Annotated in this window: 10 protein-coding genes and 2 tRNA genes; 1 reads left to right on the forward strand and 11 read right to left on the reverse strand. The window is 69.8% G+C overall.

Translation table 11 applies throughout. The features are described from left to right. Positions 1 to 42 precede the first annotated feature (42 nt). A complete protein-coding gene (locus KDY119_RS18705; RefSeq protein WP_051137001.1) occupies positions 43 to 1,080 on the forward strand; it encodes a YtxH domain-containing protein in 1,038 nt (345 codons plus the stop codon). 182 nt (positions 1,081 to 1,262) lie between these two features. On the opposite strand, the gene KDY119_RS18710 is transcribed toward KDY119_RS18705, so the two are convergent. The 11 genes from KDY119_RS18710 to dnaA all read right to left on the reverse strand — a co-directional run bounded on the left by KDY119_RS18710 (position 1,263) and on the right by dnaA (position 13,594). Further along, a tRNA-Ala gene (locus tag KDY119_RS18710) sits at positions 1,263 to 1,338 on the reverse strand. Positions 1,339 to 1,354: 16 nt separating this feature from the next. Then, positions 1,355 to 1,474, reverse strand: coding sequence for a DLW-39 family protein (locus KDY119_RS19265; RefSeq protein WP_227994440.1), 120 nt, complete (start codon positions 1,472 to 1,474; stop codon positions 1,355 to 1,357). A 24-nt stretch (positions 1,475 to 1,498) separates the two neighbouring features. Then, positions 1,499 to 1,575: transfer RNA gene (locus KDY119_RS18715), tRNA-Ile, on the reverse strand. 90 nt (positions 1,576 to 1,665) lie between these two features. Continuing rightward, positions 1,666 to 2,538: a DUF3566 domain-containing protein gene (locus KDY119_RS18720; RefSeq protein WP_227994441.1), complete on the reverse strand. Its 873-nt coding sequence runs from the start codon at positions 2,536 to 2,538 to the stop codon at positions 1,666 to 1,668. 5 nt (positions 2,539 to 2,543) lie between these two features. Next, positions 2,544 to 5,183 (reverse strand): DNA gyrase subunit A, encoded by a 2,640-nt coding sequence (gene gyrA / locus KDY119_RS18725; protein WP_051137000.1) that lies wholly within the window; start codon positions 5,181 to 5,183, stop codon positions 2,544 to 2,546. 97 nt (positions 5,184 to 5,280) lie between these two features. Then, a complete protein-coding gene (gyrB, locus tag KDY119_RS18730; protein WP_322619625.1) occupies positions 5,281 to 7,371 on the reverse strand; it encodes a DNA topoisomerase (ATP-hydrolyzing) subunit B in 2,091 nt (696 codons plus the stop codon). A gap of 210 nt (positions 7,372 to 7,581) precedes the next feature. Then, positions 7,582 to 8,160, reverse strand: a complete 579-nt coding sequence (locus tag KDY119_RS18735) for a DUF721 domain-containing protein (protein ID WP_407657414.1) — start codon at positions 8,158 to 8,160, stop codon at positions 7,582 to 7,584. Beyond that, positions 8,150 to 9,418, reverse strand: coding sequence for a DNA replication/repair protein RecF (recF, locus tag KDY119_RS18740; protein WP_036955300.1), 1,269 nt, complete (start codon positions 9,416 to 9,418; stop codon positions 8,150 to 8,152). Before recF ends, KDY119_RS18735 begins: the two co-directional genes overlap by 11 nt. A 76-nt stretch (positions 9,419 to 9,494) precedes the next feature. After that, complete coding sequence (gene gnd, locus KDY119_RS18745) at positions 9,495 to 10,397, reverse strand: phosphogluconate dehydrogenase (NAD(+)-dependent, decarboxylating) (RefSeq protein ID WP_036955296.1); 903 nt, start codon at positions 10,395 to 10,397, stop codon at positions 9,495 to 9,497. An 88-nt stretch (positions 10,398 to 10,485) separates the two neighbouring features. Then, positions 10,486 to 11,616, reverse strand: a complete 1,131-nt coding sequence (gene dnaN / locus KDY119_RS18750) for a DNA polymerase III subunit beta (RefSeq protein WP_036955293.1) — start codon at positions 11,614 to 11,616, stop codon at positions 10,486 to 10,488. A 436-nt stretch (positions 11,617 to 12,052) separates the two neighbouring features. Further along, a complete protein-coding gene (dnaA, locus tag KDY119_RS18755; RefSeq protein ID WP_227994442.1) occupies positions 12,053 to 13,594 on the reverse strand; it encodes a chromosomal replication initiator protein DnaA in 1,542 nt (513 codons plus the stop codon).

Here is a 13,594-nt window from a genome sequence, read left to right on the forward strand (position 1 = left end):
GTCAGAGACCGTCACCAGAACACGTCAGGAGTGGGAGCACCCATGGCAAAGCGCACCGCGGTGGATACCGAGCACCTCAAGGACCAGGCGGCGCAGATCGCCGGCCAGGCCCAGGACGCGGCCTTCGCCGCGAAGGACGCCGCCGTCGCGGCCATGGACTGGACCACCCCGCGGGTCGAGGCGTTCCTCGAGTGGCTCAAGCCGCGCGTCGAGGACGCGTACCACCAGAGCCTGCAGGCAGCGGCCCCGCAGGTCGAGAAGGCCGCCGTGATGGCCGCACCCGTGATCGACACGGCGCACGACCGCCTGATCGACGAGTTCCTCCCCCGCATCGTCGCCCGCATCAACGCTCTCGCCGCTCAGGCCGGTGAGGGCGCCGGCAAGGCCACCTCGGTCGGGCTGACCGTCAGTGCTGACGCGATCAACAAGGCACCCGAGAAGGTCGCGGACGTCGCCAAGGCAGCGGCCGAGTCCGTCGGTGCCGAGACCGTCGGTGGTGCTGACGCGGTGCGCAAGGCCGTGGACTCGGCATCCTCCAAGGCGTCGAAGGCCGCCGACAAGGCCGCACAGAAGGCAGCGGACGCCGGCGGCAAGTCCCACAAGAAGTGGTGGTTCTTCGGTCTCCTGGCCGCAGGTGCGGCAGCCTTTGCCGCCTGGCGCCGGTCCCGCCCCCAGGTCGACCCGTGGGCCGAGCCCGGCCCGACGCCGTCGCACAGCTTCGGCGCGTTCGTCGACAACACCAAGTCGGCCGCGGGAGACGCCGCGGAGGCCGTCGGCGAGGCGGCCGGCGCGACGGTGGCTCGCGGTCGTGAGGCGCGTGACAAGGTCGCCGACGCCGCCGGAGACCTCAGCGAGAAGGTCAGCGACGCGACGGAGGACCTGACGGACAAGGTCTCCGAGGCCACGGACAAGGCTGTCAGCGCCACCAAGAAGGCAGCCTCGAAGGCGACGACCAGGACCCGTAGGGCCCAGGACACGGCAGCCGACAAGGCCGACAAGGCCTCGGACACCGTCGAGTCGGCTGCCGACAAGGCCGCCGAGACCATCACGGGCGTGGACTCGGAGAAGAAGGACTCCTGACCGCTCCTTCGGTCGTCACGCCACGGAGCACCACGTCCAGCAAGACGTCCAGGTCGCCGCGCGCGTCCGACACGTCCCTGGCCGGTGCCGCGGCCAGTCCGCCGGGCCGTCCGCGAGGTCACCCGCGTGGCCTCGGGGAAAGCGAGAAGGGCCGCCGACGAAAGTCGGCGGCCCTTCTCGGGTGGTGGAGCCAAGGGGACTCGAACCCCTAACCCCCTGCTTGCAAAGCAGGTGCGCTACCAATTGCGCCATGGCCCCGAACGCGGAACCGCGGTCACTCGAAAGTGTCGGTGACCTCGGCCCAGAGATCGCGTGCGCCGCCGTCGTCCGACACCTTGCGCCAGACGAGGATGCCGACGCCCGCGGCGATCAGGAGCAGCAGGAGCTTCTTCATACGTCCCCCTTCGATGGGTTCCGGTGGTGGGCCTAAGAGGACTTGAACCTCTGACCTCTTCGTTATCAGCGAAGCGCTCTAACCGTCTGAGCTATAGGCCCGTGCGCGCTACGTCGCGACCGTGATGAACGGCCGTCGGCGGGTTGCGGCGCACCGAGACTACCCCAGGTGCGCCGCGTCCCCCAAACCGATCAGTCGTCCGTGAGAGTGACGTGCACCCCACCGACGAGGGCGGCGGCAATGTTGTACAGGAACGCGCCGAGCGTCGAGAGCGCCGTGATGAGGACGATGTTCGCGACCGCGATCAGCGTCGCCATCGACATGGTCCGTGAGAACGCCACGTACTGGAGCACGTTGACCTGCGTCTCGTCGCCCACGACCGACTCGACGAGGTCGTTGACGTTCGCGAACAGGTGCATCCCGTTGAGGATCGTCCAGACGACCGCGGCCGCCACGACCGTGATGATGCCGATCGCGATGGACAGCAGGAACGCCATCTTCATGACCGACCACGGGTTCACCCGCGAGACCACGAGACGGACGCGACGCGCGGACCCCGCGTGCGACGCCGTCGTCTGGAGCGGCGCCTGTGCCTGTGGCTGGGGCTGGGCCTGCGGCTGAGCAGGGGCGCCCTGGTAGGCCGCCGCCGTGCCGGCGTAGGCGTACGCCTGCTGCTGGGGCGCGGCCGACGGCTGCACGGCCGACTGGCGGACGGGCTGCTGCGCGGGCGCCTGCTTGGCTGAAGCCGACGGGGCGTCGACCACCGGGGTCGCGCCCGTCTCGAGGCCACCCTCGCCGGTCACCACCGACGTCACCTTCTTGGCGGCCTTCCGCATCGCGGCGATCGTCGAGGTCACCGACCCGGTCCCGCCGTCGCTCGGCGAGGCCGTGGCGCCCGACGGCGCGGTGCCCTGGTAGCGCTCGTGCGTCCGGTCGTCCGTCGCGACGGACGATGGCGGGGGAGGCGGGACGGCGATCGGGCCCTGCACCGACGGCAGGTCGGGACGCGGTGCGGGCGACTGCGGTGTGATCGCCGGGGGAGCGGTCTGCTTCTCGTCGGTCATCCGGCTCATCCTCGTTCGCTCGTGTCGTTGCCGGCTGACCCTGCGTCACCGGCGTCGCCCGTGGGGGCGTCGGCGCCGTCGTCGGGTGCGGCCTGGTCGTTCGCTTCCACGGTATCCCGATCGTCACCGAGGTTGCGCTCGACGTTCCGGGCGACCCCGATGATGCGATCGCCCTTGTCAGGCTTGGCGAAAGTGACGCCCTGGGTGGAACGACCGGTCGGGTTCACCTCGTCGACGGCTGAGCGCACGATCTTTCCACGCTCCATGATCACGAGTACCTCGTCGTCGCCGTCGACCACGAGAGCCCCCACAAGGTCTCCACGTGATGCGGGCAGGTTCGCCACCTTGATGCCGAGTCCGCCGCGGCCCTGCACCCGGTAGTTCTCCGAGGTGAGCGCCGTCCGCTTCGCGAGGCCGCCCTCGGTCACCGTGAAGAGGTAGGCGTCCTCACGCACGACGTCCGCGGCGAGGAGCTCGTCGTCGTCACGGAACTTCATGCCCGTCACGCCCGACGTCGCACGGCCCATGGGGCGCAGCGCGTCGTCGGTCGCCGTGAACCGCACGGACTGCCCCTTGCGCGACACGAGGATGAGGTCGTTGCCGGCGTCCACGAGGAGCGCCGAGACGAGCTCGTCTGCGCGTCCCTCGTCGTCCTCGCGCAGGTTGATCGCGATCAGGCCGCCCGAGCGTGGCGAGTTGTAGTCCTGCAGGCGCGTCTTCTTCACGAGCCCGCGGCGCGTCGCCAGCACGAGGTACTCGGCCGCGTCGTAGTCGGGGAGCGCGAGCACCTGCGCGATCCGCTCGTCGGGCTGGAACGCCAGGAGGTTCGCGACGTGCTGCCCCTTCGCGTCCCGGCCGCCCTCGGGCAGCTCGTACGCCTTGGCGCGGTAGACCCGCCCCAGGTTCGTGAAGAAGAGCAGCCAGTGGTGCGTCGTCGTGACGAAGAAGTGGTCGACGATGTCGTCCTCGCGCAGCTGCGCCCCACGCACGCCCTTGCCGCCCCGCCGCTGCTGGCGGTAGTTGTCGCTGCGCGTGCGCTTGGCGTAGCCGCCACGCGTGATGGTGACGACGACCTCCTCCTCGGCGATGAGGTCCTCGATCGAGACGTCCCCGCCGTAGGGGAGGATCGTCGTCCGGCGCTCGTCGCCGTACTTCGCGACGATCTCGTCGAGCTCCTCCTGGACGATCTCACGCTGCCGCGGTTCCGACGCCAGGATCGCCTGGTAGCCCTTGATCTTCTGCTCGAGCTCGTCGTGCTGCTCGATGATCTGCTGGCGCTGCAGCGCGGCGAGACGACGCAGCTGCATGTCGAGGATCGCGCGCGCCTGGATCTCGTCGACGTCGAGCAGCTCCATCAGGCCGTCGCGCGCGACGTCGGCGTCGGGGGAGCGGCGGATGAGGGCGATGACCTCGTCGAGCTGGTCGAGCGCCTTGAGGTAGCCGCGGTAGATGTGGATCTGCTTCTCGGCCTCGCGCAGCTCGTACTGCGTACGCCGGACCACGACCTCGATCTGGTGCCCGACCCAGTGCCGGACGAAAGCGTCGAGCGACAGCGTGCGCGGCACACCGTCGACGAGCGCCAGCATGTTCGCGCCGAACGTGTCCTGGAGCTGCGTGTGCTTGTACAGGTTGTTGAGGACGACCTTGGCGACGGCGTCGCGCTTGAGCACGATGACGAGGCGCTGGCCCGTGCGACCCGAGGTCTCGTCCTTGATGTCGGCGATGCCCTGGATGCGGTTCTCGCGGACGAGCTGGGCGATCTTCTCGGCCAGGTTGTCGGGGTTGACCTGGTAGGGGAGCTCGCTGACCACGAGGCACGTGCGGCCCTGGATCTCCTCGACCTCGACGACCGCACGCATCGTGATCGAGCCACGGCCCGTGCGGTACGCGTCCTCGATGCCGTGCCGCCCGAGGATCGTCGCGTGCGTGGGAAAGTCCGGTCCCTTGATGCGCTCCATGAGCGCCTCGAGGAGCTCCTCCTTGGTCGCGTCCGGGTGCGCGAGGCACCAGCGCACGCCCTCGGCGACCTCGCGGAGGTTGTGCGGCGGGATGTTCGTCGCCATGCCGACGGCGATGCCCGCCGAGCCGTTGACCAGCAGGTTCGGGAAGCGCGAGGGGAGGACCGACGGCTCCTGCGTCTTGCCGTCGTAGTTGTCCTGGAAGTCGACGGTGTCCTTGTCGATGTCCCGGACCATCTCCATGGCGATCGGCGCCATCCGGCACTCGGTGTACCGGGGAGCCGCCGCGGGGTCGTTGCCGGGCGACCCGAAGTTGCCCTGGCCGGCGACGAGCGGGTACCGGAGCGACCAGTCCTGGACGAGACGGACGAGGGCGTCGTAGATCGCCGTGTCGCCGTGCGGGTGGTACTTGCCCATGACGTCGCCGACGACGCGCGAGCACTTGTTGAACCCGCGGTCCGGGCGATAGCCGCCGTCGTACATCGCGTAGAGCACGCGACGGTGGACCGGCTTCAGGCCGTCACGAACGTCAGGCAGGGCACGCGTCACGATGACGCTCATCGCGTAGTCGAGGTACGACCGCTGCATCTCGACGTTGAGGTCGACGGCCTCGATGCGTCCGTGCAGGACGGCGGTGCCGTCACCGGTCGGCTGCTGCGGCTGGTCGTTCTCAGGGGTGTCGGTCACGGATTTCCTCTGTTCTCCTCGTGGGTCCTGGGCGCCTGCAGTGCGTCCTGTACATCAGCGGTCGGTCGTGCCGACTCCGTGTACAGAACGACGCAGGTCAGATGTCCAGGAACCTCACGTCCTTCGCGTTGCGCTGGATGAAGCTGCGCCGCGACTCCACGTCCTCGCCCATGAGGACCGAGAACACCTCGTCTGCGGCCGCCGCGTCGTCGAGCGTGACCTGGAGCAGCGTGCGGTGCTCGGGGTCCATCGTCGTCGTCCACAGCTCCGTGTAGTCCATCTCGCCGAGACCCTTGTAGCGCTGGATCCCGTTGTCCTTCGGAAGGCGCTTGTTGTGGGCCAGGCCGTCGGCGACCACCGCGTCCCGCTCCCGGTCGCTGTACACGTAGTCGTGCTCGGCGTTCGACCACTTGATCCGGTACAGCGGCGGCTGCGCGAGGAACACGTGCCCGTTCTCGATGAGCGGCCGCATGTACCGGAACAGGAGCGTCAGCAGGAGCGTGCAGATGTGCTTGCCGTCGACGTCGGCGTCGGCCATGAGCACGATCTTGTGATATCGCAGCTTGGCGATGTCGAAGTCCTCACCGATGCCGGTCCCGAACGCCGTGATCAGCGCCTGGACCTCCTGGTTCGACAAGGCCTTGTCGAGACGCGCACGCTCGACGTTGAGGATCTTGCCGCGGATCGGCAGGATCGCCTGGTTGTGCGGGTTGCGTCCACGCACCGCAGAGCCGCCGGCCGAGTCGCCCTCGACGATGAAGACCTCGCAGTCCTCCGGACGGTTCGACTGGCAGTCCTTGAGCTTGCCCGGCATGCCGCCGGACTCCAGCAGCCCCTTGCGGCGCGTGGCTTCGCGCGCCTTACGGGCCGCAACGCGCGCAGCGGAGGCTTGGATCGCCTTACGGATGATGTCGCGGGCCTCGTTCGGGTGCGAGTCGAGCCAGTCGCCGAGCTGCTCGTTCACGACGCGCTGCACGAACGTCTTCGCCTCGGTGTTGCCGAGCTTGGTCTTGGTCTGGCCCTCGAACTGCGGCTCACCGAGCTTGATCGACAGGACGGCCGTCAGACCCTCGCGGATGTCGTCGCCCGTGAGGTTGTCGTCCTTCTCCTTGAGGATGCCCTTGTCCTTCGCGTACCGGTTGATCAACGAGGTCAGCGCGGCCCGGAAGCCTTCCTCGTGGGTACCACCCTCGGTGGTCGTGATGGTGTTCGCGTAGGTGAAGACCGACTCGGAGTACGCCGTCGTCCACTGCATCGCGATCTCGACCGAGATGCGCTTGTCGGTGTCCTCCGCCTCGAAGTCGATGATCTCCGGGTTGACGATCTCCACGCGCTTCGCGGCGTTGAGGTGCCGGACGTAGTCCGTCAGACCGCCGTCGTACCGGTAGCTCACCGTCATCGCGCCGCTCGGCGTGGTGGTCACGGTGTCCACCGGCACCTCCGCCGGCGTCTCGCCGTCGTCGGACGGCGACGAGGTACCCACGACCTCGTCCGCGAGGACGTCGCGGTACTGGGTGCGCTCGTCCGTGAGCGAGATGCGCAAGCCCCTGTTGAGGAACGCCATCTGCTGGAAGCGGGCCCGCAGCGTCTCGAAGTCGTAGTCGGTGGTCTCGAAGATCTCCGGGTCCGCCCAGAACGTCTGCGTGGTGCCGGTCTCGTCGCTCGCCTCGCCCCGCTCGAGACCGGTGACGGGCGTCCCGCCGTTCGCGAACTCCTGGCGCCAGACGGAGCCCTGACGCCGCACCTCGGTGAGGACGCGCGTGGAGAGTGCGTTGACGACCGAGACTCCCACGCCGTGCAGACCACCGGAGACGGCGTACCCCGAGCCGCCGAACTTGCCGCCCGCGTGCAGGATCGTCATGACGACCTCGACCGTGGGCTTGCCCTGCGTGGGGTGCATGTCGACCGGGATGCCGCGGCCGTTGTCCGCGACCCGGACGCCGCCGTCGGGCAGGATCGTCACGTCGATGTGGTCCGCGTAGCCGGCCAGGGCCTCGTCGACCGAGTTGTCGACGACCTCGTACACCAGGTGGTGGAGCCCCCGCTCACCGGTCGAGCCGATGTACATGCCCGGCCGCTTGCGGACGGCCTCGAGACCTTCCAGCACGGTGATGGCGCTGGCGTCGTACGTGCCGCCCGGCGAACCACCTGTCGTCTCGGAACCTGGGTTACCGGTCGTTTCCGTCACGTGCGACAACTCTCCCGTCATGACTCGCGCGTGGCCGTCACCACCTGTTGTGCTCGTGACACTCGGGCCGGCCGTTCACCAGCCAAGATGCCGGCTGCGGAGGTGGTGACCCACGCGCGTCTGTACACCCGACAGTCTACCTGGGAATCGCTGGAAACGCCCGGAACCAGGCCCTTATCCACAGCGATCTCCACAACCTCCGCGCGGGGCTCACCCCCAGGTGTCGCGCGCCCCGCGGCCCTGCACGGACCGGCGTCCGCGGCGGAAGCTCGGGCCCCCCGGACCGAGCACCCGCACCTGCTCCACGACCCCCTCGCCGACCTCCCGCGCGAGCGCCTCGAGCAGCCGCGGCACCAGGAGCTCGACCTGGGTCGCCCAGGCCGTCGAGTCGGCCCGGACGACCAGCACCTTGTCGTCGAAGGACTCCGGCACGCAGTGCGCGGCGACGGCGTCGCCCACGACCTCGGGCCAGCGCCCGACGACGCCGCCCACGGACACCCCCTCGACCCACCCGCGTGCCTTGAGCAGGTTCGTGAGCACGTCGGCCACGAGCTGGGGGTCACGGCCGCCCGGGTTGTGCACCCGCTGCGGCCCGTCGGTGGTCAGCGGACGACGCACGACACCAGGCCGCAGGCCCTTCGCGCGAGCCGCCTCCTTCGCGCGGGCGAGCGCCTCACGAGCGACCTCGTGCGGGGGAGTGAGGTCCTCCGCGACCTCGTGGACCGGGAGCGCCGGGTCGCGCACGGGCAGGTCGTCCCCGACGCCGTCCGGGTCGTCGTCACGCGGCACGCGTCACCTCCCCGGCATGCACGTCGAACCGGGCGCCGACGAGCTGCTCCGGTACGTCGCTCGCGACGGCCGCCGTGATCAGCACCTGGCGCGCGTCCGCGACCAGGTCCGCCAGCCGCGCGCGACGACGGGCGTCGAGCTCGGCGAAGACGTCGTCCAGGACCAGCACGGGCTCGCTGTCCTCCGCCCACCCCGCACCGAGCGGATCCGCCCACGGGGCGTCGTCGCCGTCGCCCGGCCCCACGGGCAGCGTGGACGGTCCGACCGTGAGGAGCCGGTAGGACGCGAGCCGCAGCGCGAGCGCGAACGACCAGGACTCGCCGTGGCTCGCGTACCCCTTCGCCGGAAGCTCACCGAGCCGGAGCTCGACGTCGTCCCGATGGGGACCGACGAGGCACACGCCGCGCTCGAGCTCCTTGGGACGTAGCTCGGCCATCGCCGCGAGCAACGCGGCCTCCGCGTCGTCCGGGCTCGGGATCGCGGCGTCGTCGGGCAGCGGTACCGAGGGGCGATAGGTCGTCGTGGCAGCGCCCTGACCTGCGCTGACGGCCTCGTTGGCGGCATGGACGTACGGGGCGAGGGCGGCGACCAACCGCGCGCGGAGCGCGACGATCTGACCACCCAGAGCGGCGAGCTTGGCGTCCCAGACGTCGAGGGTCGAGAGCTCCGACGACGCGCGGGCGTCGTCCTCGTCGTCGGGCGGCGGGGGAGCGGTCCTCCCACGGGAACGACCACGGCCGAACCGTGCAGCGCCGGCCGACTTCAGCAGGGCCGAACGCTGCCGGACGGTGCGCTCGTAGTCCTGCAGCACGCCCGCCATCCGCGGGACCAGGAGGACCGTGAGGTCGTCGAGGAACCGGCGGCGGCCGTCCGGGTCGCCTTTGACGAGCGCGAGGTCCTCCGGGGCGAAGACGACCGTGCGCACCAGACCCAGGACGTCACGCGGACGCGGCACCGGTGCACGGTTGACCCGGGCCCGGTTCGCCTTGCCGGGCACGAGCTCGAGGTCGACCGTGCTCGCCCGGTCGCCCCGCACGACTCGAGCGCGCACGACGGCGCGGCTCGCGCCCGCCCGGATCAGCGCCGCGTCCGTGGGAGCCCGGTGGCTGCGCAGCGTCGCGAGATACCCGACGGCCTCGACGAGGTTCGTCTTGCCCTGACCGTTGGGGCCGACGAAGGCGTTGATCCCCGGTTCGAGCTCGAGGTCGACCGACGGGTACGACCGGAAGTCCGTCAGGGAGAGGTGAGAGACGTACATGGCGTGCTGCGTCGTCGTCGGGACCAGGGAACGGGCGTCACGGCCGCGGCTCGGGCGCGCCTCGTGAGCGCGCTGGTCACGAGCCCGCGGGCTTGACCGCGTGCCCGCCGAACTGCTGGCGCAGTGCTGCCACCGCCTTGAGGGCGGGAGAGTCCGGCTGGCGCGACGCGAACCGCGCGAACAGTGCCGCCGTGATCACCGGCAGCGGGACCGCGTTCTCGATGGCCTCGTCGACCGTCCAACGCCCTTCGCCGGAGTCGTCCACCCAGTCGTCGATCGCGGCGAGTGCCGGGTCTTCGTCGAGAGCCTTGACCAGAAGGTCCAGCAACCACGATCGGATGACCGTGCCACGGCTCCACGCCCGGAGGGTCCCCGGCACGTTCTTCACGATGTCCTTGGCCTCGAGCAGCTCGTAACCCTCGGCATACGCCTGCATGACCCCGTACTCGATGCCGTTGTGGACCATCTTCGCGTAGTGGCCGGCGCCCACCTCGCCTGCGTGCACGAAGCTCTCGTCACGCGGCCCCTCAGGCCGGAGCGCGTCGAACACCGGCAGCAGCGCCTCGACCTGGGCCGCGTCGCCGCCCGCCATGAGCGCATAGCCGTTCTCCAGACCCCACACGCCGCCCGAGACGCCCACGTCGACGTAGCCGATCCCGCGCTTCGCGAGCGCGGCCGCGTGGAGCTGGTCGTCCGTGTAGCGCGAGTTGCCGCCGTCGACGACGACGTCGCCAGGGGAGAGCAGCTCCGCGAGCTCGTCGACGACGCCCTGCGTGATCGCGCCTGCCGGGACCATGACCCAGACGGCACGACCGGTCTCGGGGAGCGCGGCGACGAGGTCCTCGAGGGAGGCGACGTCCGAGACGTCGGGGTTGCGGTCGTAGCCGGTAACGGTCAGGCCCGCTCGACGCAGCCGCTCACGCATGCCGGCGCCCATCCGGCCGAGGCCGACGAGACCGAGGTGTCGGACGGGTTCCATGGTCGCTCCGTTCCTGCTCGGCCGCGTCGGTCCGGGCGTGGTGATGATGGGGCCTGGGGGTGTGCTGCTCCTCGTCGGCGCCTCGTGCTCAGCTCGCGAAGCGGATCGGGACGAGGAGGTAGCGGTAGTCGGAGCGCGCGACGCCGTCGAGCGAGTCCTGCCCGGTGAACTCGACCGGCTTGTTCGGGTGCGTGAAGCCGAAACGCACGAAGTCCGCGCCGAGAGCACCCAGGCCGTCGAGGAGGAACTGGGGGTTGAAGGCGACCGAGATCTCCTCGCCCTCGAGCTTCGCCTCGAGCGCTTCGGATGCCTGGGCGTCGTCGCCCTGACCTGCGTCGAGGACGACCTGACCGTCCGTGAAGGACAGGCGGATCGCCGTGTTGCGCTCGGCGACGAGGGCCACGCGCTTGGCGGCGTCGATGAGCGGCTGGGTCGCGACGACCGCCTGGATCGGCGTCTCGTCGGGGAAGAGCCGGCGCACCGGCGGGTAGTCGCCGTCGACCAGCAGGGACGTCGTCCGGCGGCCGCCGGCCTCGAAGCCGATGAGGTCGACGCCCTGCCCGGTCGAGAGCGCGACGTCGACGTCGCCCGACGCACCGAGAGACTTGGCGACGTCGGACAGAGTGCGCGCGCGCACGAGAGCGACCGTCGAGATGTCCGGCCACGCCGGCTTCCAGGTGAGCTCCTTGAGCGCGAGACGGTAGCGGTCGGTGGCGAGGAGCGTGACCTTCTCGCCCTCGATCTCCACGCGGACGCCCGTGAGGAGGGGGAGCGTGTCGTCGCGACTCGCCGCGACGCTGACCTGGGCGACGGCGTGGGTCAGGTCGTCGCCCGACACAGAACCGGAGGTCTCCGGCATCGAGGGGAGCGCGGGGTAGTCCTCGACCGGCATGGTGAGGAGCGTGAACCGGCTCGCGCCGCAGGTCATGGTGATCTTGGAGCCCTCGAGGACCACGTCGACCGGCTTGTTCGGGAGGGCGCGGGAGATCTCGGCGAGCAGTCGGCCGGACACGAGCGCGCGGCCTGGCTCGGAGACGTCCGCGGGCACCTGGGCGCGCGCTGACACCTCGTAGTCGAAGCTGGCGAGGTCGAGGACGCCGCTCGCGTCGGCGTCGAGGAGGACACCGGCGAGCACGGGTGCCGGCGGCCGCGTGGGCAGCGTGCGCGCGGTCCACGTGACGGCTTCGGCGAGGACGTCACGCTCGACCCGGAACTTCATGCCACTCCTCTTCGGTGCCTGCTCAGGACCCACGCCGCGTGATGCTCTCCGCGGCGTCACAGGTCCACGATTCCTGGAAGCACCCTACGCGACGGCGCCCACGCCGTCAGCCGAGTCGCACCGCGTGGAGCCGGTCATCCTCACCGCACCGCTCTGACGGCGCGTGGCGGCCCCGGGGAGAGAACTTTCGTCGTCGTCATAGCCCTTGTGCAGTCTGTGGATGAGCCGTCTTGCTGCAGGTCAGAGCTTGTCCACTGGTGTGGACATCGTGGGGGATCGGATGTCGACAACTCGCGTGGCATGTGGATGGACGATCGGTGCCCACACGACGTCCACCGCCGCTCGATCACGGTCCACAGGCGTCCGGCGCGTCGTCCACACTCATCCACAGGGTTGTGCACAAGTGTGAACAACGCCGAAGCGGTCAAAATGCGCGTCAGCCGCGATGCTGCTGCTTGATCCGGCTCGTGAGCTCCGTGACCTGGTTGTAGATCGACCGTCGTTCCGCCATCTGCTCGCTGATCTTGCGGTTCGCGTGCATGACCGTCGTGTGGTCGCGGCCGCCGAACTGCTGGCCGATCTTCGGCAGGGACAGGTCGGTCAGCTCGCGGCACAGGTACATCGCGATCTGGCGCGCCGTGACCAGGACGCGTGACCGTGAGCTGCCGCACAGGTCGTCGATCGTCAGGCCGAAGTACGCGGCCGTCTGCGCGATGACGCTCGCCGCGGTGATCTCGCCGGCGTCGTCGTCGGTGATGAGGTCCTTGAGGACGATCTCCGCGAGCGACTGGTCGACCGGCTGGCGGTTCAGGTTGGCGAACGCCGTCACGCGGATCAGGGCACCCTCGAGCTCGCGGATGTTCGTCGAGATCCGGCTCGCGATGTACTCGAGGACGTCGTCCGGGGCGTCGAGACGTTCCTGCAGTGCCTTCTTGCGGAGGATCGCGATCCGGGTCTCGAGGTCGGGCGGCTGGACGTCCGTGATGAGGCCCCACTCGAAGCGCGAGCGCAGGCGGTCCTCGAACCCGTTGAGCTGCTTCGGCGGCAGGTCGGACGTGATCACGACCTGCTTGTTCGCGTTGTGCAGGGCGTTGAACGTGTGGAAGAACTCCTCCATCGTCTGCTCCTTGCCCTGCAGGAACTGGATGTCGTCGATGAGGAGGACGTCGACGTCGCGGTAGCGGCGCTGGAACGCGCCCGCCTTGCCCTCGCCGATGGAGTTGATGAAGTCGTTCGTGAACTCCTCCGAGTTCACGTACCGGACCCGGACGTTGGGGTAGAGGCTCTGGGCGTAGTGGCCGATGGCGTGGAGCAGGTGGGTCTTGCCGAGGCCGGAGTCGCCGTAGATGAACAGCGGGTTGTAGGCCTTCGCCGGAGCCTCGGCGACGGCGACGGCCGCGGCGTGGGCGAACCTGTTCGAGGCACCGATGACGAAGGTCTCGAACAGGTACTTCGGGTTCAGCCGGCTGTTCTCACCGAGCGGAGCCGTCGGCTCGGCGTGACGCGGCGCATGCTGCGCTGCTCGAGCGGAGCCCGGCGCGGCCGGCATCGCCTCCGGCAGACCGACCGTGGCTCCGAATCCGACCGGGTTCGACAACCCGTGGTCGGGCTCGTCCGTCGGCATGCGCTGGGCCGCGGGGGACGTCGCCGTGGTCGGTGCCGGCCGGGCGTAGACAGGAGCCGCGGGGTCGGTGTCGTCGTCGGCGATCTGCAGGTCGGGGTCCACGGAGATGGCGAGCTTGGGCTCGTACCCGAGGACGCCGGCGAGCGCACCGACGAGGTCCGCACGCAGGTTCGTCTCGATGAAGGACCGGATCGGCTCGTCCGACACCTTCAGGAAGACGGTGTCGTCGATGTGCGCGAGCGGAGCCACCAGTCGGACGTAGCCGCGCTGCCGAGGTGTGACGTCGGGATCGTTCTCGAGCTGGATACGCGCCGCGGACCAGACCTCGGCGATGGTGGCTGGCTCGTTCGGCAC

This window comes from Luteimicrobium xylanilyticum (assembly GCF_009429125.1).
Taxonomy (GTDB): Bacteria; Actinomycetota; Actinomycetes; order Actinomycetales; family Cellulomonadaceae; genus Luteimicrobium; species Luteimicrobium xylanilyticum.

Bases quoted from the DNA above. Each gene is read 5' to 3' on its own strand.
- KDY119_RS18705 (WP_051137001.1), top strand. From the start codon at position 43: ATGGCAAAGCGCACCGCGGTGGATACCGAGCACCTCAAGGACCAGGCG.
- KDY119_RS19265 (WP_227994440.1), bottom strand. From the start codon at position 1,474: ATGAAGAAGCTCCTGCTGCTCCTGATCGCCGCGGGCGTCGGCATCCTC.
- KDY119_RS18720 (WP_227994441.1), bottom strand. From the start codon at position 2,538: ATGACCGACGAGAAGCAGACCGCTCCCCCGGCGATCACACCGCAGTCG.
- recF (WP_036955300.1), bottom strand. From the start codon at position 9,418: ATGTACGTCTCTCACCTCTCCCTGACGGACTTCCGGTCGTACCCGTCG.
- gnd (WP_036955296.1), bottom strand. From the start codon at position 10,397: ATGGAACCCGTCCGACACCTCGGTCTCGTCGGCCTCGGCCGGATGGGC.
- dnaN (WP_036955293.1), bottom strand. From the start codon at position 11,616: ATGAAGTTCCGGGTCGAGCGTGACGTCCTCGCCGAAGCCGTCACGTGG.